The sequence below is a fragment of the Actinoplanes sp. CA-015351 genome (genome assembly GCF_050955685.1).
GTDB lineage: Bacteria > Actinomycetota > Actinomycetes > Mycobacteriales > Micromonosporaceae > Actinoplanes.
Genome location: NZ_CP192102.1, coordinates 3,518,662 through 3,545,083, shown reverse-complemented (window position 1 = coordinate 3,545,083; position 26,422 = coordinate 3,518,662). Strand labels below are relative to the sequence as shown.

The window sequence follows — 26,422 nt, the reverse complement described above, 5'->3', positions numbered from 1 at the left end:
CGCCGGATGGCGCTCGAACGACCCCCACCGGCGGGCCATCCTGTGGTGACACCGATCACATCCAAGGAGCACCGCTCATGACCACCGCCCCGCCGTTCGACCCGGAACTCGCCGCCGCCCTAGCCGTGATCAGCGAACAGCTTCCGCCGGCCCTCACCCCCGAGATGATCCCGCTGATCCGGCAGGCCACCCCTCTCGCCCCGATCAGCGACGACCAACTGCGGCGCGGCGGCGCTTTCGAGATCGAGGAACGCACCCTCGACGACCTCGGCATTTCCCTCCTGATCTGCAGGCCTACCGGTTCGACAGGGCATACCGGCTGCATCTACCACATCCACGGTGGCGGAATGATCCTCGGCGACAACCGCACCGGTGTACCCGACATGCTCGAACTGGCCGAACCGTTCGGCCTCGCCGTGGTCTCCGTCGAGTACCGGCTCGCCCCGGAGACCCCGCACCCCGGCCCGGTCGACGACTGTTATGCCGGCCTGGTCTGGACCGCCAAGAACGCCGCCGAGCTCGGCATCGACCCGGACCGGCTGATCGTCGCGGGCGGCAGCGCCGGCGGCGGCCTCGCGGCGGCGCTCGCGCTGATGGCCCGGGACCTGGGCGGCCCGTCGCTGCTCGGCCAGCTGCTGATCTGCCCGATGCTCGACGACCGCAACAACACCCCGTCCGCTCTGCAGATGGCTGGTCTCGGCATCTGGGACCGCACCGCCAACCAGACCGGCTGGGGCGCGCTGCTCGGCGACGCCGCCGGCGGCCCGGACGTCTCCGCCTACGCCGCGCCGGCCCGGGCCGCCGATATGTCGAATCTGCCGCCCGCGTTCATCGACGTCGGCAGCGCGGAGACGTTCCGCGACGAGGACGTCGCCTACGCGAGCCGCATCTGGCAGGCCGGTGGCCAGGCAGAACTGCACGTCTGGCCGGGCGGTTTCCACGGCTTCGATACCATGGTGCCGAGCGCGGCGATCTCCCAGGACGCCCGGCAGGCACGGGTCCGCTGGCTGAACCGCCTGCTCAGCGCCTAGCCTTTAGCACCATGAAGGACCTGGCCGTCCGCCTCGCCGCCCTCGACGCGGACGCCAGCGCCGCTGTCCAGGTCATCGCATACTTCGACGGCCTCGTCGAGGCCGGCGCCGGTCTGCAGAGCATCGTCCGCGGCGCGGCCGTGCTCGCCGGCTGCCCGGCCCGCCTCGACGACCCCACCCGCCGCGTGCACATCCGCGTCCTCGCCGACGGCAGCTCAGCGACCGATTCTGATCAGCAAATCCACAATCGTTGGCCGCTGGCGGCAGCCGGCTCCGCGACCCTCCGCCTGGAACGCGACGGCCCTCCCGGCCCGGTCGACCCGATGGTCCTGGAACGTGCCGCCACCGCCGCCCGCACCATCCTCGATCGCACCCGCGGCCGCGCTCCCGCCGCCGACGAGATCGCGCTGATCGAGCTCCTCGTCGACGCCGCCGCCCCTCCCGACGCGCGCCATCGCGCCGCGCGCCACCTCGGCCTCCCACCTGACGCGCCAGCTTTCGCGATGGTCCTGCACACCGGAGATGTACGCATAAAGCCGCTTACTGACACCGTCCACTCGCCCGGCCCTCAACCTCCGGACGGCATCGCTAACACCGCCTCGGCGGGGCGATCGGCACCAGCCGCCGGGCCCACTGCCACACCGGCCCGCGCCGGCATCGGCCCTGCCGTTCCCGTCCTGGAGTTGCCGGCCTCGTACCGGGCCGCCCGGATCGCGTTGCGGTTCACCGCCGCCGGCACCGAGGACGACCCGGGCGAGGTGGCCATCCGCTACGACGACCTGGGCGCCCTGGCAGCGCTGGCCGCCATCCCGGACCCTGGCGCGGTGCCGGACGTGATCACCTTGGATCACGCAGCGGCAACCGCGCCCTGGCTGCTGCCGACCTTGCACGCCGTCGCCACCACGATCAGCCTGCGAGCCGCGGCGGCCCGGCTACGCCTGCACCACTCGACGCTGCAGGACCGGGTCACGCACGCCGAAAAACTGCTGGGCTGGAGCATCCGCGACCCGCACGGCCTGCTCCGCACCCAGCTGGCCCTCACCCTCAGACGCCTACGCCGTAACCCGTGAGGCCGGTGTCCGTTTCGAGCTAACGAGTGGCTATTCGATCAACAACAGCGCCCGGTTTTCAAACACCAGAGGCCGACGGCCGGCAAGAGGAGACCTCGCGATGACCCACGCAGCGCCGGTGACTTTCCAAGCGACTCTCGGCCAGCGCATCCAACATGCTGGTGCCGCCGGCTTCACGGCCATGGTGACGTTGGGATTATTAACGCAATGCTTCGCTGCAAGCGATCGGTCAACTGCGTACAGAATTGCGATCGGCCTCCTCGCCTTTGCCGCACCGGCAGCCGCTGGCTACACAGGCCTCGCACGAATGCGCATCATCGCCGACCGCGATGGCATCCTCATCACCACGCGCAGTGGCTTGTCGACAACCTTTACGCCATGGACACAAATTTCACACGTACAGACGCAGCGCCGCTTCGGACGAACCAGAGTAATAATAATGATATTGTCCGGAGTGAAGATCGTGCTCCCAGTGCCGTACAGCGGCCTCCTTTTCGAACGCAACCATTGGCTTGCAGAGAATTCCCAAGCAATAAAAACTCTCAAGAACGAGTCGTTAGCGACCGGCAGCAACGAGTAGATTACCGTTCTGCTCGACGTCCCGGCTCTGGTAACGGCGCTCGCCCGCAGCGGTTGAAAGCCATGACGCCAGGCGTTGACGTGGTCTGCGTGCAACCACTCGGCGCACCTGCCTTGGCGCTGTCCTGGCGCGCGCAGGGTAGTCCCCACCGACTCGATGGATACCATCGCCGACGGCGTGGCAGGCCGGTTTCCCATTGCTGCTGTCCTGGACGACCTTCTCCAGGTAGCCGACCATGCGGTCCTCGTGCGTGAGGCATCGATCGTCACAGGGATGCGGATGCTGTTGGAGCACGCCGGCTTGGTCGTCGAACCGTCGGCCGCTCTCGGCATCGCCGCCATCTTGGAAGACCCGGACCGCTTCGCCGACCGCCACGTCGTCACGATCATCTGTGGCGGCAACGTCGACCTGGACGCCTACCACCGTTGGGTCGCCCGGTGAGTCCTGGCAGAGATCGCCCACCGCTCAGGCGGCTGCGCCGGGACCCGTGACGTCGTCGAGCGCGGCGCGCTCCTCGGCGGTCGATTCGAACGTCGCCGAGGCCACCAGGGCCGGCAGCTGCTCGACGGTCCGCGCGCTCGCGATCGGCGCTGCCACGTCCGGCCGTCCCCGCAGCCAGGACAGCGCCACCGTCGGCACCTCGGTGTCGTGCGCGTGCGCGATCTCCTCCAGCGTTTTCACCACCGCCAGACCGGCTGCGGTCAGGTATTGGGCGGCCTCGCGCTCGACGCGCCTCCCTGACCGCGCGCCTCGCTCACGGCGCGCCTCTCTCAGTGCCTGTCGCGCATTGCCGTGGGCCATGCCGGGTGGCATGAATTCCCTTTACTGCGGCTGTGCTCGCGGACGCGGGTCACAGCAGCAGCCAGCGCACACGGCAGACTGATCCCGTGCGACCGAGGCGAGAGAACGATGACAGAGAAGCGGCCGCCAAGGGCGTGGCCGCCTACCTTGCTCTCGCAGCGGCCACCGGATCAGTTCTCCGGCACCCTATCGGAATCAGCGCGATGCCATGATGGATGAGACGGCATCACCCTGACCCGTCTCGGGTCACATCCCGCTTCACACGGCGGCTTGACTAAGACACGACAATGACCGGCGCCAGCTGCGGAAACAGGTTGAGAGACAACCCTCACCGCGCGGCCAGGATGGGTACGCGGCGCAGCGCTCCCGCCAGCACGCCGCTGACCGTGACGAAGACCGCGGCCAGGGCGACCACCGCGACCCATCCCCCGGCCGACCAGGCCGCGCCCGACAGGCTGCCGAAGATCGACGAGCCGGCGTAGTAGGCGAACAGGTACAGCGAAGCGGCCTGCCCGGCGGGCACGTCACCGGCGTGCGCCCGGACCGGTACCCACCCACTGGCGAGGCCGTGCACGCAGAAGAATCCGCCGGTCAGCAGCGCCAAGCCGACGATCATGACCGGCAGGTTGTCGGGCAGCGTGAGCAGCAGTCCGGCCGCGGTGAGCAGGCAGCCGAACGGCATGACGGCCCGCCGGCCGTACCGATCGGCCAGCCGCCCGGCGACCGTGGAACTGAGCGTGCCGACTGGATAGACCAGGAACACCGCGCCGGCGGCTGCAGCGCTCAGCCCGAACGGCGCACTGGTCAGCCGGAACCCGAGCGCGTTGTAGACGGCCACGAACGCGCCCATCGAGCAGGCACCGATGGCGTACAGACTGAGCAGCGCCGGATCGGTGAGCGCCCGCCAGGTCATCGCTGCTTGGCGGCGGGGCACGAAGTTGCGGGACGCGGGCAGCAACGCGAGCACCAGCCCGGCGCAGATCAGCCCGATCACCGCGATGGTGGCGAGAGCCCACCGCCAGCCGAACGCCGACGCGACGGTTCCGCTGGCCAGCCGGCCCACCATGCCGCCGAGCGCGGTCCCGCCGATGTACAGCCCGGCGGCCCGCGCCTGGAACGAGGCAGGCAACTCCTCCCGCAGGTACGCGGTCGCCACGGCGGGCAGGCCGGCGAGCGCCACACCCTGGGCCAGGCGCAGACCGAGCAGCGCGTGCCAGCCCGGCGCCACGGCACACGCCAGCCCGATCAGTCCGGAAAGGATCAGCGACAGGTGGATCAGCGGGGTCCGGCCGGCCTTCTCCGACAGCGGCCCGGTGATCAGCAGCGCCACCCCGAGCCCGATCGTGGCGAGCGACAGCGACCACGCACTCTGCGCCGGGGTGACCTCAAACGCGGCGGACAGCTCCGGCAGCAGCGCCTGGGTGCTGTAGAGCAGGGCGAACGTGGCCACACCGGCAGCGAACAGGGCGATCGAGATCCGGCGGTAGGTGCTCACCAGGCCACTGTTCGCTCCTCAAGGGGATACGTCCAATGCATAGGAATCATGGCAGACATGCGCTGGACGTATGATGAGCGTCGTGCAGATCGACGACCTCCGCGGCCTGATCGCCCTGGGTGAGCACCGCCACGTCACCGAGGCGGCGGCCGCGCTCGGCACCACCCAGCCCACCCTGTCCCGGCTCCTGGCCCGCCTCGAGTCCGAACTCGGCGCCCGCCTGTTCGAACGCGATGCGAAAGGTGTCCACCCCAACCCGCTCGGCGACCTCGCCCTCACCGCGGCGCAGGACCTGGTCGACAGGTACGACCGCCTGGTGATGGACCTGGCCGGCCTGCTCGACCCGGACTCCGGCACGGTCCGGCTGGCGTTCCTGGACTCGATGGCCACGTCGCTGGTCCCACGCATCCTGCACGACGTCCGCGAGCACGCCCCGCGCCTGCGCGTCGAGCTGCGCCAAGAGCCCGGCCACGAAATTCTGGCCGACCTGGACGCCGGCGTGTCCGAACTGGCGCTGATCTCACCGCGCCCGCCCGGCCCGTACGGCTGGCTGCCGCTGCAGACACAGACCCTCGCCCTGATCGTCCCGCCCGGCCACCGCTTGTCCACCCGCCGCGCGTGCCGCCTGTCCGAGGTGGCCGGCGAGGACTTCGTGACGATCCCGCCAGGTTTCGGATTCCGAGCCCTGGTCGACGACCTGCTCACCACGGCAGGCGTGACCCCGCGGATAGCCTTCGAGATCGGCGACCTGGCAACGGTCGAGGGCCTGGTCGGCGCGGGCTTGGGCGTGGCACTGGTCCCGGAACGCTTCGCCGGCGCCACCGGAACCATCAAAATCACCCTGACCTCACCCACCGCCGAACGCGTCGTAGGCCTGACCTGGCGCACCGACCGCCCGCTGACCCCGGCCGCCGCCCGCTTCCACTCCTTCCTGACCGAGGCCGCCCCTTACCCCTGAACGTCCGGGTGCAACGCGGTGGAAGCCCGAAGGGTTACGCACGCGGTGTGCGTCGCCCGCCAAGGATCTCCCGCAAGATTGCGGTGGTGCAGCTGCACCACCGCAACAGTTGGCTGTCCTGGGCAACGCGGGAACCTATCGTGCGTGACCGGTTCGTCCCATCACGGGCAGCGATCGCTCCGACCGACGTGGAGGGCGACGTGGAAGCTGAATGGCTGGTCAGTCTGGCGGCGTCGGGCAGCGCCGCCCTGGTGGCCGCCGCCGCGACCGACGCCTGGCAGCAAGCGCGAGCCGGGTTCGAGCGCATCCTGAACCAGCGCGACGCGTCTCGACGGCGACTGACCGAGCGCAGACTGGATCAGACCGCAGCGCAGGTCGAGCAGGCGCGGCCAGACGAGCGCCCCGAGGTGCGACGACGCCTGCAGGAACAGTGGCAGACCCGGCTCAGTGACCTCCTGGAGGAGGACCCCACCGCCGCCGGTCAGGTACAGGCCGTGACGGATGAGATTCAGAAAACACTCCCGGCCGCGCAGCAGCAATGGGTGCAGCACATCACCGCCTCCGCACCGAACGCGACAGCGCAAGGGGTCATGTTCGGCTCCATCATCACCCATCCGCCCACCGGGGCCCCGCAACAGTGAACGAGGGCGCGTCACCGGTCCAGCAGGTGACCGCGACAGCGGGTTTCGCCTACGGTGTCATCGGCGCCGACATTCACGTCTTCGGCGACGGCAGTCCGATCTACCTCTTGCAGAACTGGCGGCCCGCCCCGACGCCCGACCCACATTGGCTTCGGGAACTACCCAGCCGCATGCTCCACGCACGGCTCCAGGTCGTCACGTTCACCGGCCGCCGCAGCGAGATCGACGACCTGCGCCGCTGGCGGGACACCCCGGAGCGCCTGGCGGTCCGCTGGCTGTACGGAGCAGGTGGTCAGGGCAAGACCCGCATCGCCGACCATCTCGCCGCCGAGTCGACCGCCGCAGGATGGAAGTGCGTCGTTGCACGGCATGGCGCGGGCACGGTGCTGCCACCGCCGGGCGGCGAGGACCTGCGACTGGACGGTACCGCCGGGGTGCTTCTGCTGGTCGACTATGCCGATCAATGGCCGTTGCCGCATTTGACGTGGCTGCTGAGCAACGCACTGCTACACCGCATTTCCGTACCCGCGCGGGTGTTGATGCTGGCCCGCAGCGCGGACATCTGGCCGCCAGTACGCGCCGCGCTCGCCGACCTGCAGGCGACCACCAGCAGCCAGCACCTCACGGCTCTGCCCAGCGACGACGGACGGGCCGAAATGTTCCGCGCCGCGCGGGACAGCTTCGCGTCCTGCTACGGCGCCAGCGACCCCGGCCGCATCCCGCTCCCCGCGTCGCTGCCGGCCCCGGAGATGGGGCTGACGCTGGCCGTGCACATGGCGGCCCTGGTCGCGCTTGACACGTATGTCACCACTGGCGGCATCGGGTGCCCGCCGCCCACCGACGTTGAAGGTTTGACGATCTATCTACTGGATCGCGAGCATTTGCAGTGGGCGCGGCTGTTCAGCTCGGGTGAACACCGCCACCGGACTCCTGCCGCGATCATGAACCGGGCCGTCTTCATCGCCGCGCTGACGGGGACCGTGCCGCGGGCGCGGGCGGCCGTTGTCCTGTCCTCAACCGGCGATGTGGAGCAGGTGATCGCCGATCATTCGTACTGTTATCCCCCGGCTGACGCCCGCATGGCGCTCGAGCCGCTCTACCCGGACCGGCTGGCCGAGGATTTTCTGGCCCTGACCCTGCCTGGGCACACTGCCGACTATCCCGCCCAGTCGTGGGCGCCGCAGATCGCTGCGACGCTGATCGGCTCGCGAGGAGTCACGTTCCTCGTGGCCGCCGCCGAGCGCTGGCCACACGTACGCATGCAGCATCTCTTTCCTATCCTGCGCGGCACACCGCAGTTGGCGACGCAGGCCGGCAGTGCCGTCCTGACCCGCCTCGCCGCGTTTGCGGACGCTGACCTGGAGGTGCTCGAACTCATCGACGCGCAGCTGCCTCTGCAACGTCACGTGGATTTGGATGTGGGTGCTGCCGCGATCGGCGCCGCGCTGCTACCGCATCGAGTCGCCTCGCTGTCGGGGGTCGACGCTGATCTGCTGGCCATCACGCTATCGGTCCATGCCTGGCGGCTGTCGCAGGTGGGACGTGCGGACGAGGCCGTTGAACACCTCGGCCGTGCGGTCGCCATTCGTCGCGAGCGGGTCCACGACGACCCTGCGGTGGCTCTCGTGTCCACGCTCGTTGAGTTTGCAAGTGCCCTGCAGAAGGCGGGCCGGCCGGCTGACGCTGTGGCCGCCGGTGAGGAGGCTGTCGCTGTGGCGCGGGCGGCTCCCGACGATCCGGAGCTGCGCGAACCGATGGCGTATGCGATGCAAATCATCGGCGTATGCCTTCTCGAGCAGCAACGGCTGGCGCAAGCAGCTGCTTGGTCCCACGAGGCGGTAACACTCTGGCGGCGCATGACCAGCGATGGCGCAGACGAGTATTTACAGCAGCTGGCGCAGTCCCTGCTGAACCACGGCAATCTACTGTGGGCACGGGGACATCACGCTCAGGCTCCTGCCTGCGCCACCGAAGCAGTACAGATTTTGCGCCGGCTCTCAGCGGGCCAGCCCGCCAGGTACCTGCCTGACCTGGCCATGAGCCTGCACGGGCTGGCGGTGAGCGAGTTCGGCGCGGGCCTGCCCGAACAGGCGACGCCGCACTCCAGGGAAGCGACCGGCATCCTGCGCGAGCTCGCCAGCGCCAACCCCGACTTGTACCTGCCCATCCTCGCGGCCGCGCTCGATACTCTGGCAAACCTGCTCTCCTCCAGCCTCGACCGGACGGAAGCGATGGCGTGCCGGCAGGAGGCAACGGCGATCCAGCGAGCACTGGCAGAACGCAATCCCGTACGGCATGTGCCCGGCCTGGCCAAGATGCTGTCGAATGTCGGAACTCTGCACAGCTCTGCCGGGGATGCCGCCACGGCGGTCGCCTGCACTCGGGAGGCTACGGGCTACCTTCTGCGCCTCGTCGAGGCGCAGCCCGAGGTGTATCGACTCGACCTGGCGGCCGCGCTCAGCAACCTCGGTTCCCAGTTGGGGGACCTCGGTGCCACCGAGGAGGCGATCACCTCGGTGTTACAGGCCGTATCGCTTATCCGGGCAGCGGCGCCCGACAACCCAGGCACCGCGCTGCCCGCACTGACGCGAGCGCTGGGCACCCTTTCCCACCTGTATGCCGATCTGAGCCGTATCGATGAAGCGCTGCGGTGTGCCGAGGAAGCGGCAGCCATCAGCCGGCAGCTCACCCGGCGCGAACTGGACGCCCACCTCGAGCAGCTGTCGAAATCGCTGACCAACCTGAGCATCCGGCAGGCAAGCGCCGGCATCCTCGAGCAGGCCTTGATCACCATGCGTGAGGTCGTCGACATCCGTCGTCGCCTCGCTCGCGGCAATTCGGCACCACGCTCTTCCGCCCTGGCTCAGTCGCTGCGCAACCTTGCCGTGCAATCGGCCGACTTGGGCCGGCCTGAGCAGGCTCTGCCCCCGGCGCTCGAAGCCTTGCAGATCGAGGAGAACCTCGCCTCAGCCCGCCCGGCGTACGACCGCGACGACTTGGCTCACAACTTGGTGATCGTCGCCAGGCTGTGCGTCGAGACCGGCCGGCACGACGAGGCCGTACAGACCATCCGGCGAGCCACCGCTGTACACCGCCTCGCCGCCATGGTCGGCACGCCGGCGACCGCTCGCAAGCTGCGGGACACGCTCGCCACCTGCCACAGCATTCTCGCGCTGTACGGCTATGCCGCTGAGGCGTCGCAGCTGCGCCAGGAGCTCGGGCTCTAGATCCTCGCAAACACATTGATGACCAGGCCGATGTAGCCTATTGCGCCAACCGTCCAAAGGGTGGTGAATGTCTTCGGGTACCGCAACCGCAGCGGGATGCGCAGGCGCGGGAACTTGCGGCGCAGCTCCTGCACGCTGTGCGAGGCAGCAACCACCGTGCTCGGCAGCCCGGCCGAATGCCAGGCCGCCATCAGCGTTGGCTCCGACCACTGCCGCGGGTTGACCAATGCTGCCGCGTCCCGATTGCCCAGCACGAGCATCTGTCCCGTGGACGTGCTCGCATCGATCGAGATCACGGACATGCTGATCGGCGCAGCGACGACGATGCTCCGGGACACCCAGTTCCGGACGCGCAGCACACCATCGCGGTACTCGATGCGCGATCGCCAGTTGAACAGGCACGTGTAGCTGAGGTACCAGCCGACCGGCAGAGCGAACAGCACGATCAACGCGGCTACCCCGGCAGCTCCGAGCCCGTCGTCTGCTCCGGTGCCATAGACCAGATCCAGCAGAAATCCAGCCGAGGGAAGGGCCATCGCCGGCACAACCGCCACTACCCGAAGGATCCTGCTGCGGTCCGGAAGGATCAGCCATCCGATGCGGCTGTCCGGCGTTGCGGTCATGCACGACAGCATGGCGCTGTGCTGCGGCAAGGCCCAAGTCGTCGGCGGTATTTCCCCTGGTGGCGGTCGGCCGTTCAGGCATCAAAGATGGCCGGATGAGCCGGGAAGCCGTGACGGTCCCTCCCCGGGTCAGCTTGCGTACGCCTCGATCGCCGACAGCTGCCCGGCCGGCCATGCCGTGTTCGCGGTGGCGGTGACCCGCAGGTACCGGACCGAGGACGCCGCGAAGCTGACCGTCACGATGTTGCCGGAGCCGGGGGCGAACGTCCGCTCGGCCGCCCCGGACACGGTGGTGAAGGCGGACCCGTTCGTACTTCCCGAGATGGCGAGCGTCTGTGTCCGCGCACCCCACGACGGCGGAAGCTTCAGCACCGCCCGGCCGACAGCCACGGCCGCACCCAGGTCCACCTGGACCCACTGCGGGAAGGCGTTGTTCGCGCTCTCCCAGTAGGTAGCCGCGTCCCCGTCTGTCACGTTGCCCGCCCCGTACACCTGGGCCTGGCCGCTGGCGGTGGCTGCCCGGCCGCGCGCCAGGTCGGTGACCGGTGGCGGTGTGGTCGGCGCGTCGTCGCCGTACACCTGGAGTTGGGCGAGCTGAGCCGCCGGCCAGCCGGTGTTGGCCGTGACGGCGAGCCGCACGTAGCGGGCGGTGGCGCCGGAGAGCGTGATCGTCACCGTGTTGCCGGAGCCGGGGTCGAAGACGTGGCCGGCGGAACCGGCGAGGGTGCTGAAGCCGGAGCCGTCGCTGCTGCCCTGCACGGTGATCGTCTGGGTTCGCCTCTCCCAGCCGGCGGGCAGCCGTAGGACCAGGCTTTTCACGGCGTAGGCAGCACCCAGATCGACCTGCAACCACTGCGGGAGCGCACCGCTGGACTCCCAGTAGGAGCCGGCGCTCGCATCGACCGCGTTCGCCGCCGCGTAAGGCCCGTTCACACTGCTCGCACTGACCGCCTTACCGGCGGCAAGATCACCGGTGGGTTGCGGAGGCGGTCCGGTCACGGTTGTCGGCTGCGTCGGGCGTACGGAAGTCAGTGCGATCTGGCCTTTGAGCATTTTCCCGGCGTCGGTGGTGATGCGCAGGTAGTAGTCGGCGGAGCAGAAGGTGCCGTCCTCGTCGAGCGCGCGGATCCCGGTGCCGGCCGGCACAGACGCTGCGGTCTCGGCGGTCTTGGCGATCTGGTTTCCCTCGTTGAACTCGTCGAACATGGACACGTAAAGGCCCTGCGCGCCGAGCCGGACCATGTTGTAGATGCTGCGCCAGTAGAAGTCGCCGTGCCGGCGATGCCCGGAGGAGAGATCGCCGGGCAGCACACAGGGCTGGTAATCGATGCCGTTGGCGTTGCAGTCGGCCTGGTCGGCGGCGTTGACGCTGGCGGCGAACCAGTCGAGTCCGGCCAGGTCGCCGGTGCGCCCGACCATCCACGGCGACAGCATGTCGAAGGCGTGATAGACGCCGAGGAACCCGGTCCGGCTGTCGTTCCTGCTCTCCCGCCAGTACGTGGGCACCCCTCCGATGACGTAGCAGCCCTGCGCCTTGAACCAGGTGACCACGTCGAGGCACTGGGCCGGGGTGAACGGGCGCCCGTCGTCGTTGAAGCCGAAACCCCAGATGCAGACGACCGGCTTGCCGTTCTGCCGGGCGTACGCACTGGAGGCGGTGTGCGCCGACATCTTCGACGTCCAGTCGGTCTTCAGCTCGGACTGCATGTTCGTCCAGCCGGTGACGTCGTACATGATGTAGAACTTGCGGCCGGTCCGCTCGGCCGCGCTCCGCACCTTCTGGGTCATCGCGTCGCGGGTCAGGCCCTCGTCGCCGAACGGGTTGAATCGCTGCAGCGCGGCGGTGTCGATGCTGTAGGTCCGCATCCAGTCGAAGTGCGTGTCCACGGTCTGCTGGTCGTAGGACGAGAACAGCGCGGCGGGGCCGCCGTTGCCCAGGTTCGGGTACGCCGTCGGGTAGGTACGGGTGAAATCACGCAGGTCAGGCCAGGACACGATGGTGGTGTTGCCGGGTGACGGCGGCTGGAAGCGGTCCCGGCTCCAGTGCCACCAGCCACCGATCGGCGCGCCGTCGCCGGGGCAGGCGAACCAGCCCTGATAACCGACGCTGACCTTGCCGACCACGTCACCGGCGGGCGACGCGGCACGGGCCGATGTGGCTCCGACCGATGTTGCACCGGCCAGCGCGGCAACCGGCAGGCCGAGCGCGGCTGAGGACAGCAGGGTACGGCGGGTGACTGCCATGGGGACTCCAGTCGATCCAGGGACGAGATGAGGGATCGACGGTCATCGTGACAGTTGTGTTCACGGAACCGCAATACTTGAACGAACCTTTGAAATATTCTGTCTTTCTGCCGGAAACTGGCTCTACTCAAAGACATCCGCATGCGGCCCGAGCCCGTCGAACACGATCGCCAGCGCCCGCCCCCTGACCTCCTCGTCCGTTTCGGCAGCCCGCGACATGGCGATCAGCAGGGTGTACACCTCCGGCAGCTCGACATCGCGTTCTCCCGAGCGGTGTTGCCTCGAGCGGCGTTCTCCTGGTCGCGGCCCACGAACCGCGCCGATGCACTGCTCGACCTGTTCCGTGTCCGCTACGCCCTCCGATGCGCCGTAATCCATTCCTCCACATCCGACGTCATCCACACCTTGCCCTGCACAAGATCAGCAACCGGCGCAGGAAAGTCAGCACGACTGGTCAGCTGGTAGACGCGCTGCCGGGAGATCCCACCAAGCCGAACGCGGATCTCATGAGCACCCATCAGGACACCCGCGTACCGTTCCATGCCCACGACTATATGCCTACGACAAGTAGTCTCACGATTCTTGTACTCCGACAGAGTGCCACTGGAAATCGCATCCCCACGCGTGGCCGCGCTCGGGACCTGAGAATCCCGCACTCCGGGTTGCGGGCGATCGCCGCGGGGAAGAAGAGGATCATGCGCTCGCTCATCACCACGCTCGTCGTCGCCGCCGTGATCCTCATCCTGCTCGGCCTGTTCCTGAAGGCTCTCAAGTGGCTGCTGATCCTCGGCCTGATCGCCCTTGTCGCGTCGTTCGTCCTCGGCGCCGTCAAGGGGCGCCGGCCATCACGCTGATCAGCCAAGATCGTCGTGAATGATCCGCACGCGGCGGGGTCAGGGGCAGCGGTTCGCGACGCAGAGCGGCAGGCCCGAGCCGGTGCCGTCCGGGAGCGGCGGGTTCGGGTCGCCCGGCATCGCCGGTGGGTTGCCGGGCGCGGGGCCGGCAGCGGTCCCGTTGTTGAACCAGGCACGGACCCCGCCTTGATCGTCGATGACGAGATAGTCGGCGCGGCGGTCGCCGTTGATCTCAGCGAGTTCGACGCGGGCGGCGGGGTAACCCACACCGGAGGCGATCTCCCCGCGTGAGAGCCACGCCGGGCCGGGTCCGCCCCTGTTGTTGAGCCAGGCGCGGATCTGCCCGTACTCGCCGACGACCAGGTAATCGTCACGGCGGTCGCCATCGACGTCGGTGAACGTGACAGTGTTACCGGCCGCGCCGACACCCGTGGCGATCTCGCCCTGCGCCGCCCAGGCCACGGTGTTGCCGGTGCCGACGTTCAGCCAGGCCTTGACCTCGCCCAGGTCGCCGACGACCAGGTAGTCGTCACGGCCGTCACCGTTGAGGTCAGCGAACCGCAGCTGCGCGCGAGCGCCGGAGCCTCTGGCGACCTCGCCCTGGGCAGCCCAGGACACCGCGTCCGCGGTGCCGGTGTTCAGCCACGCCCGGATGTCGCCCTGGTCACCGACGACCAGGTAATCGTCACGGCCGTCACCGTTGAGATCAGCGAACCGCACCTGGTCGCGGGCGCCGGCTCCGGCGGCGACCTCGCCACGCCAGTCCCAGCCGACGCTGTCGCCGTCGCGGACATTGAGCCAGGCCCGAACCTGGCCCTGATCTCCGACGGCCAGGTAGTCGTCACGGCCGTCGCCGTTGAGGTCGGCCAGGCGTACCTGCTCGCGGGAGGCGCCGCTGGTCGCGATCAGACCCTGCCAGTCCCACGGGTCCGGGCGGCCGTATCGGTCGTTGAGCCACGCCGTCACCTGGCCGGTGGCGCCGACCACGAGGTAGTCGTCGCGGCCGTCGCCGTTCACGTCGGCCAGCGCCAGTTCGGCGCTGGTGGCGCCGACCCCGCCGGCCACGTCACCCTGGTACGCCCACGGCCGTCCGCCACCGCCGATGTTGTTCAACCAGCCGCGGATCTGCGCCTGATCGCTGACCGTCAGGTAATCGTCGCGGCCGTCACCGTTGAGGTCGGCGAACCGTACCCGGTCCCGGGTCGAACCCACCCCCGAGGCGACCTCACCCTGGTTGTTCCAGGCCGCGCCGCCGACACCGTACGCGTTCAGCCAGGCCCGCACCTGGCCCTGGTCACCGACCACCAGATAGTCGTCACGGCCGTCGACGTCGATGTCAGCGAACTGCACCTGATCGCGGGTCGCACCCACCCCGGTCGCGACCACACCCATAGCCGTCCAGGCCACGGCGTCGCCGGTGCCGGTGTTGAACCACGCCTGCACTTGTCCCTGGTCGCCGACCACCAGATAGTCGTCCCGGCCGTCACCGTTGAGATCAGCGAACCGCACCTGGTCACGCGGGGCAGATCCGGAGGCGACCTCGCCCCGGGACTGCCAGCCGACGCCGTCGCCGCTGCCCCGGTTCAGCCACAGCCGGACCTGGCCCTGATCGCCCACCAGCAGATAGTCGTCGCGGCCGTCACCGTTGAGATCGGCGAACCGTACCTGTTCGCGGGGGCCGGCACCCGCCGCGATCTGGCCGGCCCAGTTCCAGCCGACGGGCCGCGGAGTCCCGGCCGGTGGTGTGCCCGGCGCGCTTCCGCACGGCCCGGAGTCAGCGGCGACCGGCGGTCGGATGAGTCCCTCGGCCAGCGCACCGGTGACGGCGCGGCCAAATGCGTCGGCCATCTTGCGGTATCCGGCGTTGTTGGGGTGCAGCGAGTCGATCATGTCAGCGGATGTCACCGCGTTCATGCTGACCAGCCGGACCGGCCGGTCAGCGGCCCGGAAGTCGTCGACCATGGTGGAGATCCGGGTGTTGTACTGCTGGATCCGGGCGTTGGTCGCCGGCGTCAGCGACGGCACGAGGGTGGCTACCAGCACGGTGGTCTCCGGAGCCAGCCGGAGCATCTTCTCGATCAGGGCACGGAGCCGGTCCGGTGCCGTACTGACGTCGTCGTTGTTCGCCATGTCGTTGGTGCCCAGATGCAGCGTGACGACGTTCGGCCGGTATCGGCGAATCGTGCAGTCACCGACCAGGCTGTCGACCTGGCGGATCCGCCAGCCGGGATGCCCTTCGTGGTCGGTGTCCGGCAGCTGCCCGGAATCCATCGAGCCGACGAAGTCCAGCGTTCCGGGTTTGGCCGACAGCAGATCCCACAGGCGGGCGCGATATCCGGTGCCGCCCGGGCTGCCGCCGACACCGTGCGTGATGGAGTCACCCAGCGGAAGAACCCGAAGGTCCAGGTTTCCCGGTGATGGTGTGACCGCCGGCGGCGCCGGCACCTGCCCGTCCGGGTCCTCGATCATCCCGAAGCTCCAGCCGGTGGACACGGTGTCACCGGGCACGTTCTGCCGGGCGTACGGTATCGCGTTCCACCAGGTGAACGCGCCCTCGTACCAAACCCGGTTGTCCCACTTGTAGGTCATGCCCTTGGGCACGCCGTGGTACACGAATCGCTGTGTCGAACCGGCCGCACCGCCGTTCCCGGCGTCGCCGCCGAGCAGAGCGAAACTGTGATGACCCGGACCGTCGACGTCGCGGGTGGCCCGGAACCCGGACATCATGGTGGCCGCGTTCGAACCGAATACGCAGCCGTTGGATTTGTACCAGTCCCATACGTACGCCGGGTCGCCGCCCTTGCGAAGCCGCAGATCGCCCAGACAGTACTGATCACTCCACGAGCCGTTCGCCGAGTACACGATGTGCAACTGGCCGTTCGGGTCCACGATCACCTCAGGTGCCTCGTTGACGAACGGGTTGCCGACGACCCGCTCCCACGACTCCCGCGGCTGAGAGATCCGGAATCGCTGCCCCGTAGCGGTGGTGGGGTTGCTCATCCGGGTCAGATACAGGTTCTGTTCGATGTCGGTGGTGCCTTCCCAGCCCGACCACACGAACCACAGCTGGTTGTCGAAGGTGGACGCGGTCCCGTCGATCGCCCAGCGGTCGTCGGGCAGGTTCAGCTTCTGATGGCTGCCGTACCCACTCACCGGTGACGTCGAGCTGATCACATACATCCGATGGGCCGCGCCCGCCCCGGCCGAGAAGTAGATGTAGTAACGGCCGCCGATCGCGACCAGCTGCGGTGCCCACAGCTCGGCCAGGCCGGGATTCGTCCAGATCCTGCGCGGTGGGGCATCGCTGAGCGCCGCCACGCTCGGCGCGGACCGCAGATAGAGACCGTCACCGCCGGACTGCACCGCATGGTAGGTATTGCCCACCCTGATCACGCCCGGATCGGCGCCCCGGATGAACATCCGCCCCGCGGTCGGCAGCGGCAACATGTCCGGCAACGGCTGACCCTCGACATCCCAGCTGCGCATCTCCCAGCCGAGCAGGTCCTCCATCTCGATCGCCAGCTCAGCGGCCTCCTGCGCCGCCACCGCGAACGGCACCCCGAAAACCGACTGCAGCGCCGGCACCTTGATCAATATCCAGTCGCCGATGTCACGCAGCCCACCCGGCAGATAGTTCTTCGCGAACCCTGCCGCATATTTCTCCCACGCAAACCCAAACGCAAATCCCACTACGGTACGAATGATGATGTCGACCCAGGCGCCGGACGACCGCAGATCCCCGGCGAACGCGTGCACCACCACGCCGCTGACGAACCCGGTCACCGCGCCCTGCATCGGGGTACAGATCAACGGAATGGTGGCCGCGCCCACCCCCGAGTTGGTCAGTGCGCCGATGCACAGCACTCGCAGCCCGTACCCGGCCAGGCCACCGATCACCAGCGCGGCCAGCTGCACCCACCACGACGTCGCCTGAACCTCCGCGGCCGGCACGGTGATCGTCATCCCGGTACCGTCCGGGGTCAGCGTCAGCGAGCCGCCGAAATCCGGCACGGCCGCGATGTCGAACCCGGCCCCGCCGGCGGCCTGCTCGCGCAGATCCTGCTTGATGGACGCGCCGAGCCCACCATCCTGCCGGATCTCCGCCTGGATCTGCGGCACCACCTGACGAAGCACCGCAGGGTCCAGGCCCATGTCCGAGGCGTTGAGAGTGAGCACGAGGTCACCGGCGGCGGCACGGGCCGGAACAGCGGTGAAGCCGGCCACCAGAGCGGCGATGACCCAGACGGAGATCGCGAGCCGAAGCTTATGCACAGCGACATTCAACAAGGCGAACGTTCGTCCACAGTGTCCTGCGCATGAACATCCATGAACCGCCTCGGCGAGCCGCACTGTCTCACCAACGTGCAACCCCTGGGCCGTCGATCTCGTATAGCTACTGTTCCAGCCCTCGAGTGAGACGAGAATACGTTGGTGAGCAGTTGAAACCGCAGGATCGCGAGTTCACCGAATGGGTGACCGCGCGGCGTGACGGGCTGGTGCGGATGGCTGCCCTGCTGACCTCGGGCGACCGCAGCCGGGCCGAGGACGCGGTGCAGGCAGCGTTGACGAAGCTCTACCTGCGCTGGGCGCGGCTGCGGCCGGAAACCCTCGATGCGTACGCCCGGCGCTGTGTCGTGAACGCCACCGTCGACGAGCATCGCAGCCTGTTCCGCCGCCGGGAACGCACGTTCGCGGAGTTGCCCGACGTTGCCGCGCTGGAGGACATGCGCGACGACGACCGTGTCATCACCATGCTGCGGGCCCTGCCTGCGGGGATGCGAGCCGCCGTGGTGCTGCGGTACGTCGAAGGCCTCAGCGTGGCCGAGACCGCCGCGGCGATGCGGTGCAGTGAGGGCAACGTCAAAAGTCAGAGCGCGCGCGGGTTACAGCACCTGCGCGACCTTTTCCCGGCCGGCATGGCCGCACAGCTAGGGGACCATTGATGCCCGACGTGATGAACCTGCTTCGTGACCTGCCCCGCGCGGACGGCCCGGCCGACCCCGCCCTCGTCGCCGCCGACGTGACCCGGGGCCACCTGGCCGTGCGCCGGCGCCGTCAGCAGCGCCTTGGTTTCACCGCGGCGGCCGTCGTCGCGGTCGCCGCCCTGTCGGCCGGCGCCTTCTCGGTCCGCAGCGCCGGTCCGGAGGATGCCGGTCCGGGGGCGTCGGCGTCCGCTCTGCACCTCGTCGCGTGGACCGGTGGGCAGCCGGTCGGCTTCGAGGTGGCCGTGGTGCCGCAGGGGTGGACGATCGTCTCGTCGACGCCGTACGAATTCGTAGTGGCGCCGCCCGGCAAGGAGACCGGTGTCGGGCCGTCGGCCGCGCCCGATCAGGTCTTTTATGACCAGCGGATCGCGGTGTACTTCACGGGCGGGCAAGGCGGCCCGCAGGACCCGGCGGCGCAGACGGTTGACATCAACGGCCGGGAGGCGAAGCTCGGCAGGTTCCCAGCATTCCCCGGGACCCCGCCGGCGCGCTGGCTGATCTTCCCGTCCGACAAGGGTTCGGTCACGGTACAGGTGCCGGATTCGACCGGCCTGAGCACCGACCAGATCGTCGGCTTCGTCCGGGGCATCACCGTCACCGGCAGCTGACCTGGCCATCCGTCCCGTCCGGCGGGCTCCCTTGCCGGACGGGGACGGTCAGCGTGAGTCCAGGAAATGTGCAGTGAGGGCAGACGGGCCTGACGCGCCGAGGCAAGGGCCCTGATGTCGGGCATCGGAGGCGTTCGCGCGAAGATCGGGAGATGGAAGAGGGTGCGATGCTTCGGGTCACGTTGCTCGACGCCTTCCAGATGTCTCGCGGTGATGCCTCCGTGACGGTTCCGGGGGCTCGGCTACGAGGGCTGGTCGTACGGCTGGCGCTCGCCGGCGGTCGCGCAGTCGAACAGGACGTGCTGGTTGACGCGATCTGGGCCGACGCTCTGCCGGCCGGCCCGGCTCACGCGTTGCAGTCGCTCGTCTCGCGGCTGCGCCGTGTTCTCGGCTCGGCCGGCAGTGTTGTGCAGGTTGTCGGCGGTTACCGCCTGGACATCGACGGTGCCGATGTCGACGCGGTGCGGTTCGAACAGCTGGCGGCAGCCGGCCACGATCGCTTGCGAGCCGGTGACCCGGCCGCCGCAGCAGCGCTGCTCGGCGAAGCCACCGCGCTGTGGGGCGACTGTCCTGGCACCGAGCCGGCAGCCGTCGCCGCAGTCGCGCCGGCCGCCGCGACCCGCCTGGCCCGCATCTCGGTCGAGGCTGTCGTCGACCTGGCCGACGCCGAGATAGCCCTGGGTCACGCCGACGTGGCCGGGGTCCGCCTTACCGCTTTGCTCGCCGAGCAGCCCGTTCATGAGCGTGCGGCTGCCCTGCTCATGGACGCGCTCGCCGCACAGGGCCACCAGGCTGAAGCCCTGAGCCTGTACGAGCAGGTCCGCGAGGCTTTGGCCGAGGACCTCGGCGTTGATCCGGGAGCTGCATTGAGGGCGCGGCATGTGGAGCTCCTGCGCGCTCCGGCCATCCCGGCGAACCCGAAACCGGGCAATCTGCCTACGCCGTTGACGAGCCTCATCGGACGCGACGACGACCTCGCCCGTGTCAAGGCGCTGCTCGCTTCCGGGCGGCTGGTCACGGTGCTGGGGCCGGGCGGCGCCGGCAAGACCCGCCTCGCCGTCGAGGCTGCCCTGCAATTACGGCAGGAGTTTCACGACCGAGTCTGGATCATCGATCTTGCCTCGGTGGCCGAGCCGGCCAAGGTCAGTGCCGCGGTACTCGCAGCCACCGGGCTGCGTGGCGGCGCGTTCTTCGACCCGCGCAAGCGGATGGAAGGTGACGAGCTGGACGTGCTCGCCGAGCAGCTGGGCGGCCGTGAGTGTCTGTTGCTGATGGACAATTGCGAGCACTTGATCGACGCTGTCGCGCACCTGTGCGCGGCGGTGCTGTCGCGCTGCCCCGGATTGCGGGTGCTGGCCACCAGCCGCGAGCCACTTGCCCTCACCGGCGAGGCCCTGGTGCCGCTGGGCCCGCTTGCCTTGCCGGACGCGGACGACGACACCGAGCAGATCCTGCGCGCGGCGTCGGTGCGTCTGTTCCGGGAACGAGCCGCCGCCGTGCGCCCCGGCTTCGACACTGACGCATCCGTGCTGCCGGCGGTGGTGCGCCTGGTCCGCGGATTGGATGGGCTGCCGCTGGCCCTCGAACTGGCAGCGGCCCGGCTGCGTACGTTGTCGCTGCCGGAGCTGGCTGATGGGCTGTCTGACCGTTTCCGATTGCTCTCCACCGGACACCGCACCTCACTGTCGCGGCACCGCACGCTCCGTGCGGTCATTGCCTGGAGCTGGGATCTGCTGAGCGATGACGAACGTACGGTCGTCGAACGCGTGTCGGTCCTGCCCGGCGGCGTCACGCTGGCCTCCGCCGTCGCGGTCTGCGCCGGCACCGCGGTTCCCGCCGACGACATCCCTGACCTGCTCGCCGGCCTTGTCGACCGGTCGCTGTTGCATCTCGCGCCGCACCCTGGTCGCTATCGCATGCTGGAAACGATCCGCGAGTTCGGCGCCGGCCGCCTTGCCGAGACTGACCAGCTCGGGAGCGCTCGCGAGATGGCAGTGGCCTACCTCGCCCGGCTGATGACCGAGCACGACTCACAGTTGCGGGGACCGGGCCAACTGGGCGTGATTCCTCTCATCCGCAACGAGTACGACAACACGCTGGCGGCGCTGCGCTGGCTGTGCGACGCCGGCGATGCTTCCGGGGCCGTCTCTCTCGTGCTGAGCCTGACCTGGTTCTGGCAGCTGTTCGGCCGCAATCCCGAAGCAGCCTATTGGCTGGGTGAGGCACTCGCGGTGCCCGGCGGCGAGCCGTCTGCCGAACGCGCCTGCGCTCAAGCCGTTCTCCTGCTCAACCGCGCCGACATCCCGCTCACGATGAGCGCCGAACAGCTCGCTGAGGACCGGGCACGCATGCGCGAAGTCGCTGATCAGCTACTCGGTTATCCGCAGCTCCCGAGTCCCTACGCCATTTTCGGCCCGGTTCTGCTCGCCTTTCTGCAAGATGATCGGTCCGCGTTGCAGGGCTTCGCGAAGCTGACCGGCTCTGGTGACGTGTGGCTGACCGGACTTGCCCGGCTGTTCCAGGCGCAGATCGCGGAGAACGCCGGCGAATTCGCGCTCATGCGAGCCGACGTGGAAGCGGCTCTGGCCTGTTTCCGTTCCGTGGGCGATCGATGGGGTCAAGCCGCGACGCTGCCGATCCGGGCGCAGTTCCGGCAATACGACGATCTGGCCGGGGCGATGGCCGATGTTCGCGAGGCCCGATCGCTGGCCGGCGAATTCGGCATGCTCAGCATCGGCGACCAGATCGACAGTGACCTGCGCTGGATGAACCTGCTCTTGCGAAACGGCGATACCGGCCAGGCAGTTGGCATGATCGACGCCGTCCGGCAGCGCGCCCGGCACACGGCCTCGACCGAGCTGCGGATCCTCGTGGACGCCAGAGAGGCCGAATCCTGGCTGCGGCTGGGGAACGCGGACCGCGCCGCCGCCCTTCTCGACGACGCCGAGCAGGCCGTACGCAGCGGCACTGCCAACCCCAACGACCATGTTCGTACGCTGCTCAGCAGCCTTCGAGCCGCCCTCAGCACAAGGGCCGGTGACCTTATTGGCGCTCAGCGAGCATTGATGCGGGCGTACGCGACCGCGCGCAAGACCCGGGACCTGCCGATCCTGTCGCTGGTAGCGGTGCACGCGGCCGAACTCGCCGCGTCGAGCGGAACCGCATCGAGCGGAACCGCATCGAGCGAATCGGCCGTCCTCCTGGGCGCAGCGTCGCGACTGCGTGGCGCTCATGACGAGACTGATCCGTGGATTCGCGAACTCGTCAGTCGCGGGCGTACCGCGCTGGGTGGCGCAGCGTTTGCCAGCGCCTACGGCCATGGCTGGGAGCTGACTCCGGAGCAGGCCGTGACCGCTGCCGATCCCGCGCGGCTGACCGTCCGGCCATCGAATCCAGCCGGCACCGATGGCGGCCCGCAGGCCGCGGGAGCGAGCTGAAGTCCCTCGTGTGAGCGAGTGATCGTTGCGTACCAGCACCGTGCCAGCACCGTGTGAGTGCCGTGTGAGCGGCAACCGTCAGCTTTGACGTGCCGCCGGGGACAGCCCAGACCGGCAGGCAACTCCGCACACGACAGCAACGTACGCACTTCGGAGGCACAACGTGACTGAGATCAACGAATGGGTTCGGACCTGGGGCGCAGCGCCACAGGCACCGGACGCCGGGCTCGGCTCCCTGCAAGAAGTGTCACCGCTCATCGACGTGACCCTGCGGCAGGTGGTGCGAATCAGCGGCGGCGGACGCCGGGTGCGCGTCCGCCTGACAAACGAGTACGGGACCACGCCCCTGAACGTCGGCGCGGCTCAGGTGGGCCTCGCGATTCCCGGCGGCGGCGTCGAGCAGGGCAGCACTCGGGTACTGACCTTCGCCGGCCGGGCAGCCGTCACCGTACCGGCCGGTGCGCCGATCCTCAGTGACCCGATCGACCTGCCCCTGCCCGCCCTCGCCAAGCTGTCGATCAGCCTCTACCTGCCGGAACTGGTGGAGAGCTGCACCTGCCACGACCCGTCACTGGAATCCGGCTGGATCATCGCGGGCAACGCCGTCGCCGAGACCACCCTGCCCGAAAAGGCCGAGCCGCTCCCGGTACGTGCCCTGCTGTCGGCCGTCGACGTTCAACCCGACGCCGCGGCCAGTTCCATCGTCGTGCTCGGCGACTCCCTCGCTGACGGCTTCGGCTCAACCCCGGACGCGAACCGCAGCTGGCCGGAACTGCTCGCTGAGCAGGGCTTCTACGTCTGCAATCAGGGCATCAGCGGCAACCGGATGCTCAACGACGGCCTCGGCACCTCCGGACTGGCACGCTTCGACCGCGACGTGCTGGCGACACCAGGCCTCGGCTGCGTCGTCGTTTCGCTGGGCCACAACGACATCAGCATCTCCAACGCGCCGCGCGACGACGAGGCCATGGCCGGGTTCCTGGCGATGTTCCCCGGAGAGCCGGTGACGACCGACGACATCCTTGCCGGTTACCAGCAGTTGATCGCCCGAGCCCACGACCGCGACGTGAAGATCTACGTCACCACCGTCACCCCCGACGAAGGCTCCGAGATGCACACCGCGGGCAGCGAGTCAGCACGTCAGACGATCAACAACTGGATCCGTACGAGTGGTGCCTTCGACGGGGTCCTGGACTTCGATGCCGCCTGGCGCGACCCGGCCCGTCCCTCCCGCATCCGGGACGATCTGCACGCCGGCGACCACCTGCACGGCAACGACGCGGGCCACCAGGTCCTCGCCGGCTCCATCGACCCGTCGCTGTTCCGCTGAGTCAACGCGTACGAAAGGAGGTCTTTGATGCGTGACGTGGTGATCGTGGGCGGTGGGCCGGTGGGGTTGTTTCTCGCCTGCGAGCTGGGTCTGGCGGGGTGTTCGGTCGTGGTGCTGGAACGAGAGGCCGAGGCGCAGTCGCCGTGGCGGAAGTTTCCGCTGGGATTGCGGGGTCTGAACACCGCTTCGGTCGAGGCGTTCTACCGCCGCGGGATGCTTTTGCGGTTGCTGGCGGCGTCGGGCGGCCGCGACGAGGTGGGCGCCGATCTCGACGCGGACCAGGCGCCGGCACCCCGATCGGTGAATCACTTCGCCGGCATCATGCTCGATCCGGCGATGGTGAATCTTGCCGCTCTTCCGCTGCGACTGCCCAGCCCGGCGATGGACGGCATGTTGACGAGCCTGGACGCGGTCCAGTCGGTGCTGGCCGAACGGGCGGTCGAACTGGGCGTGGACATCCGGCGGGGCATCGAGGTCACCGGTCTCACCCAGCACGACGACAAGGTGGTGGTGTGCGCTGGTGAGCAGGAATACACGGGCCGATGGGTGGCCGGTTGTGACGGCGGCCGCAGCACCATCCGCGAGCTGGCCGGATTCGACTTCGCCGGCACCGAACCGCAGCTGACCGGATACCTGTTCACCGGCACGGTCACCGGCCGGGAGAGTCTGGGCCCCGGCTTCAATGTGACGCCGAACGGCATGTACCTGCGGATGCCCGCCGGCGGCTACCTGGGGATGATGGATTTCGACAGCGGCACGTTCGACCGATCCCGGCCGCTGACCTCCGGACATCTGCAGACGGTCCTGCGTCGTGTGTCCGGCGCCGACGTCACGGTCGACGAGGTCGATCTGGCCTCCAGCTTCACCGACAGGGCGATGCAAGCCACCACTTATCGGCAGAACCGGGTTCTCCTGGCCGGCGATGCCGCACACATCCACTCTCCGCTCGGCGGCCAGGGCCTCAACCTGGGGATCGGTGACGCCCTGAACCTGGGCTGGAAACTCGCCGCGACCGTCCAGGGAACCGCCTCGTACGGTCTGCTGGACACCTACACCCAGGAACGGCACCCGATCGGAGCCCGGGTGCTCGACTGGTCCCGCGCCCAGGTGGCAGTCATGCGGCCGGACTCGTACGCGCCGGCCCTGCAAGCGCTGATCAGCGATCTGCTCGCCACCGCCGATGCGACAACCTATGTGTGGGAACGGACCTCGGGCACAGCCAACCGTTACGACCTCGGCAACGAAATCCCTTTGACCGGACGCAACGCCCCGGACTTCCGACTCGACGACGGCACCCTGCTAGGTGACCTCATGCGGACCGGACGAGGGATCCTGCTCGACTTCAGCCCCGACCAACACCTGCACGACGCGGCTACAGGCTGGACGGACCGGATTCAGTACGTGACCGGGCCGGCCCGCAACGACCTGGGTTACCGCGCCGTACTCGTCCGCCCCGATGGCGTCGTCGCCTGGGCAAGCGATGACATCCCCGACCTCGAGTCGTTCGACCGATCAGCCCGCCGATGGTTCGGCAGTCCGAAAGTCTGAACACGACCGCCCGGTCCTCGATCTCCTCGCGCACAATCGCCCTTCGCCCGCCCCGAGCGAGGTCCACCAGCGCGCCGAGGATGCTGCCGCCGGTTCCGGTGATACCGGAACCGGCGGCGTCCCTCATGCCCGCTTCTCCCAGTACAGCTGCGCAGCCCGGCGTCGTCGATGCGGAAGACGTCGGGCGGGCCGGCGAGGCTGAAGAACACCGTCTCGTCGCGGGTGGTGCCGACCATCAGCGGTTCGCCGGCCGAGAACGTGCGACGTCACGGCCTCGTCCCGGCCACCCGGAGGACCGGCCTGAGCGGGGCTGCGGCAACAGACGTGGCGGCGACGGCCAGCGAGCCGGCCAGCAGAGTCCTACGATCATGAACGGTCGAACCTCCCGCGACGAGGCGCACGGCATGCGCCCGGACGGCATGTGTCACCTTCGAAAGGGCCCGCAGCGTGCCGACCGTGGTCGTCGGCCGGCACGGCTCCTCCCCCGCCTACGACAGCGTCACCGACGACGACATCGCCGGCGCCGCCTTGGTCGTCGATCACCTCGTCGGCCTGGGCCACCGCCGTATCGCAGTTACACCCAGGCCGGCGGCTACCTGGGAGCCCAGCAGCTGCTCGCCCGCCCGGTGCGGCCCACCGCGATTTTCGCCGGCGCCGACGTCGTCGCCCTCGGCGCCGGCGAAGCGATCGCCGAAGCCGGCCTCTCGATTCCCGGCGACATCTCAGTCGCCGGGTACGACAACAGCGCCCTCGCCGCCTTCGGGCCGATCTCCCTGACCAGCGTCGACCAGGACGGCCGGCAGATGGGCGCGAACGCCGCCCGCCTGCTCGTCGACCGCATCGGCGACCGCGGCCGCCGCACCGCCCAGATCAAACTGTCGCCCACCCTGGTCACCCGCCGCACCACCGCAGCCCCTGAACAGGCGGCACCGTGACCGTCCGGATCGAGAACCGGCAGATCTTTGGCCCGCACGGTGTCATCCGGTGCGC

21 protein-coding genes are annotated in these 26,422 nt (G+C 69.0%); 14 read left to right on the top strand and 7 right to left on the bottom strand.

Features of this window, described 5'->3' with window-relative positions; genetic code table 11:
• Positions 1-77 precede the first annotated feature (77 nt).
• From ACQP2E_RS15965 to ACQP2E_RS15950, 4 genes are all read left to right on the top strand, one after another.
• Entirely contained in the window at positions 78-1,031 is a 954-nt protein-coding gene (locus tag ACQP2E_RS15965) for an alpha/beta hydrolase (RefSeq protein WP_433832372.1), read from the top strand.
• 11 nt (positions 1,032-1,042) lie between these two features.
• Positions 1,043-2,101, top strand: coding sequence for a helix-turn-helix domain-containing protein (locus ACQP2E_RS15960; RefSeq protein WP_433832370.1), 1,059 nt, complete (start codon positions 1,043-1,045; stop codon positions 2,099-2,101).
• Positions 2,102-2,201: 100 nt separating this feature from the next.
• The gene (locus tag ACQP2E_RS15955; protein WP_433832368.1) at positions 2,202-2,681 is read left to right on the top strand and encodes a hypothetical protein; all 480 of its coding nucleotides are present in this window, start codon (positions 2,202-2,204) and stop codon (positions 2,679-2,681) included.
• Positions 2,682-2,837: 156 nt separating this feature from the next.
• Entirely contained in the window at positions 2,838-3,122 is a 285-nt protein-coding gene (locus ACQP2E_RS15950) for a pyridoxal-phosphate dependent enzyme (RefSeq protein WP_433832366.1), read from the top strand.
• A 24-nt stretch (positions 3,123-3,146) separates the two neighbouring features.
• On the opposite strand, the gene ACQP2E_RS15945 is transcribed toward ACQP2E_RS15950, so the two are convergent.
• Both ACQP2E_RS15945 and ACQP2E_RS15940 read right to left on the bottom strand, forming a co-directional pair.
• On the bottom strand, positions 3,147-3,494 hold the full coding sequence (locus tag ACQP2E_RS15945) for an aldo/keto reductase (RefSeq protein ID WP_433832364.1): 348 nt from the start codon (positions 3,492-3,494) through the stop codon (positions 3,147-3,149).
• 316 nt (positions 3,495-3,810) lie between these two features.
• Positions 3,811-4,977, bottom strand: coding sequence for an MFS transporter (locus ACQP2E_RS15940; protein WP_433832362.1), 1,167 nt, complete (start codon positions 4,975-4,977; stop codon positions 3,811-3,813).
• Positions 4,978-5,059: 82 nt separating this feature from the next.
• Between ACQP2E_RS15940 and ACQP2E_RS15935 the strand changes: the two genes are divergently transcribed.
• The 3 genes from ACQP2E_RS15935 (at position 5,060) to ACQP2E_RS15925 (ending at position 9,803) form a co-directional block, all read left to right on the top strand.
• Positions 5,060-5,935: a LysR family transcriptional regulator gene (locus ACQP2E_RS15935; protein WP_433832360.1), complete on the top strand. Its 876-nt coding sequence runs from the start codon at positions 5,060-5,062 to the stop codon at positions 5,933-5,935.
• Positions 5,936-6,135: 200 nt separating this feature from the next.
• Positions 6,136-6,576, top strand: coding sequence for a hypothetical protein (locus ACQP2E_RS15930; protein WP_433832358.1), 441 nt, complete (start codon positions 6,136-6,138; stop codon positions 6,574-6,576).
• A gap of 26 nt (positions 6,577-6,602) precedes the next feature.
• Positions 6,603-9,803, top strand: a complete 3,201-nt coding sequence (locus ACQP2E_RS15925; RefSeq protein WP_433832356.1) for a hypothetical protein — start codon at positions 6,603-6,605, stop codon at positions 9,801-9,803.
• Here ACQP2E_RS15925 and ACQP2E_RS15920 read toward each other — a convergent pair.
• The 4 genes from ACQP2E_RS15920 to ACQP2E_RS15905 form a co-directional block, all read right to left on the bottom strand.
• Positions 9,800-10,426 (bottom strand): hypothetical protein, encoded by a 627-nt coding sequence (locus ACQP2E_RS15920; RefSeq protein ID WP_433832354.1) that lies wholly within the window; start codon positions 10,424-10,426, stop codon positions 9,800-9,802. The genes ACQP2E_RS15925 and ACQP2E_RS15920 overlap by 4 nt on opposite strands.
• Before the next feature lie 129 nt (positions 10,427-10,555).
• Positions 10,556-12,670, bottom strand: coding sequence for a galactose-binding domain-containing protein (locus tag ACQP2E_RS15915; protein WP_433832352.1), 2,115 nt, complete (start codon positions 12,668-12,670; stop codon positions 10,556-10,558).
• A 123-nt stretch (positions 12,671-12,793) separates the two neighbouring features.
• Positions 12,794-13,048, bottom strand: coding sequence for a hypothetical protein (locus tag ACQP2E_RS15910; RefSeq protein WP_433832350.1), 255 nt, complete (start codon positions 13,046-13,048; stop codon positions 12,794-12,796).
• Complete coding sequence (locus tag ACQP2E_RS15905; protein ID WP_433833938.1) at positions 13,021-13,188, bottom strand: helix-turn-helix transcriptional regulator; 168 nt, start codon at positions 13,186-13,188, stop codon at positions 13,021-13,023. Before ACQP2E_RS15905 ends, ACQP2E_RS15910 begins: the two co-directional genes overlap by 28 nt.
• Before the next feature lie 177 nt (positions 13,189-13,365).
• On the opposite strand from ACQP2E_RS15905, the gene ACQP2E_RS15900 reads away from it, so the two are divergent.
• Positions 13,366-13,524: a hypothetical protein gene (locus tag ACQP2E_RS15900; protein ID WP_433832348.1), complete on the top strand. Its 159-nt coding sequence runs from the start codon at positions 13,366-13,368 to the stop codon at positions 13,522-13,524.
• Between the two features lie 39 nt (positions 13,525-13,563).
• On the opposite strand, the gene ACQP2E_RS15895 is transcribed toward ACQP2E_RS15900, so the two are convergent.
• A complete protein-coding gene (locus ACQP2E_RS15895) occupies positions 13,564-17,796 on the bottom strand; it encodes an FG-GAP-like repeat-containing protein (protein ID WP_433832346.1) in 4,233 nt (1,410 codons plus the stop codon).
• 167 nt (positions 17,797-17,963) lie between these two features.
• On the opposite strand from ACQP2E_RS15895, the gene ACQP2E_RS15890 reads away from it, so the two are divergent.
• The 6 genes from ACQP2E_RS15890 to ACQP2E_RS15865 all read left to right on the top strand — a co-directional run bounded on the left by ACQP2E_RS15890 (position 17,964) and on the right by ACQP2E_RS15865 (position 26,367).
• A complete protein-coding gene (locus tag ACQP2E_RS15890; protein WP_433832344.1) occupies positions 17,964-18,467 on the top strand; it encodes a sigma-70 family RNA polymerase sigma factor in 504 nt (167 codons plus the stop codon).
• Entirely contained in the window at positions 18,467-19,117 is a 651-nt protein-coding gene (locus ACQP2E_RS15885) for a hypothetical protein (RefSeq protein ID WP_433832342.1), read from the top strand. Before ACQP2E_RS15890 ends, ACQP2E_RS15885 begins: the two co-directional genes overlap by 1 nt.
• Positions 19,118-19,269: 152 nt before the next feature.
• Positions 19,270-22,554 carry a BTAD domain-containing putative transcriptional regulator gene (locus tag ACQP2E_RS15880; RefSeq protein WP_433832340.1) on the top strand — a complete coding sequence of 1,095 codons (3,285 nt, stop codon included), beginning with the start codon at positions 19,270-19,272 and terminating at the stop codon, positions 22,552-22,554.
• A 163-nt stretch (positions 22,555-22,717) separates the two neighbouring features.
• Complete coding sequence (locus ACQP2E_RS15875; RefSeq protein ID WP_433832338.1) at positions 22,718-23,884, top strand: SGNH/GDSL hydrolase family protein; 1,167 nt, start codon at positions 22,718-22,720, stop codon at positions 23,882-23,884.
• 27 nt (positions 23,885-23,911) lie between these two features.
• Positions 23,912-25,432 carry an FAD-dependent oxidoreductase gene (locus ACQP2E_RS15870; protein ID WP_433832336.1) on the top strand — a complete coding sequence of 507 codons (1,521 nt, stop codon included), beginning with the start codon at positions 23,912-23,914 and terminating at the stop codon, positions 25,430-25,432.
• A complete protein-coding gene (locus ACQP2E_RS15865) occupies positions 25,408-26,367 on the top strand; it encodes a substrate-binding domain-containing protein (protein ID WP_433832334.1) in 960 nt (319 codons plus the stop codon). Before ACQP2E_RS15870 ends, ACQP2E_RS15865 begins: the two co-directional genes overlap by 25 nt.
• The last annotated feature ends 55 nt before the right edge of the window (positions 26,368-26,422 follow it).

What these genes read in the sequence shown, in the direction of transcription:
- ACQP2E_RS15965 (WP_433832372.1), top strand. Translation starts at nt 78, where the DNA reads ATGACCACCGCCCCGCCGTTCGACCCGGAACTCGCCGCCGCCCTAGCC.
- ACQP2E_RS15960 (WP_433832370.1), top strand. Translation starts at nt 1,043, where the DNA reads ATGAAGGACCTGGCCGTCCGCCTCGCCGCCCTCGACGCGGACGCCAGC.
- ACQP2E_RS15955 (WP_433832368.1), top strand. Translation starts at nt 2,202, where the DNA reads ATGACCCACGCAGCGCCGGTGACTTTCCAAGCGACTCTCGGCCAGCGC.
- ACQP2E_RS15950 (WP_433832366.1), top strand. Translation starts at nt 2,838, where the DNA reads ATGGATACCATCGCCGACGGCGTGGCAGGCCGGTTTCCCATTGCTGCT.
- ACQP2E_RS15945 (WP_433832364.1), bottom strand. Translation starts at nt 3,494, where the DNA reads ATGCCACCCGGCATGGCCCACGGCAATGCGCGACAGGCACTGAGAGAG.
- ACQP2E_RS15920 (WP_433832354.1), bottom strand. Translation starts at nt 10,426, where the DNA reads ATGACCGCAACGCCGGACAGCCGCATCGGATGGCTGATCCTTCCGGAC.
- ACQP2E_RS15915 (WP_433832352.1), bottom strand. Translation starts at nt 12,670, where the DNA reads ATGGCAGTCACCCGCCGTACCCTGCTGTCCTCAGCCGCGCTCGGCCTG.
- ACQP2E_RS15910 (WP_433832350.1), bottom strand. Translation starts at nt 13,048, where the DNA reads ATGGATTACGGCGCATCGGAGGGCGTAGCGGACACGGAACAGGTCGAG.
- ACQP2E_RS15905 (WP_433833938.1), bottom strand. Translation starts at nt 13,188, where the DNA reads ATGGGTGCTCATGAGATCCGCGTTCGGCTTGGTGGGATCTCCCGGCAG.
- ACQP2E_RS15900 (WP_433832348.1), top strand. Translation starts at nt 13,366, where the DNA reads ATGCGCTCGCTCATCACCACGCTCGTCGTCGCCGCCGTGATCCTCATC.
- ACQP2E_RS15885 (WP_433832342.1), top strand. Translation starts at nt 18,467, where the DNA reads ATGCCCGACGTGATGAACCTGCTTCGTGACCTGCCCCGCGCGGACGGC.
- ACQP2E_RS15880 (WP_433832340.1), top strand. Translation starts at nt 19,270, where the DNA reads ATGGAAGAGGGTGCGATGCTTCGGGTCACGTTGCTCGACGCCTTCCAG.
- ACQP2E_RS15870 (WP_433832336.1), top strand. Translation starts at nt 23,912, where the DNA reads ATGCGTGACGTGGTGATCGTGGGCGGTGGGCCGGTGGGGTTGTTTCTC.
- ACQP2E_RS15865 (WP_433832334.1), top strand. Translation starts at nt 25,408, where the DNA reads ATGGTTCGGCAGTCCGAAAGTCTGAACACGACCGCCCGGTCCTCGATC.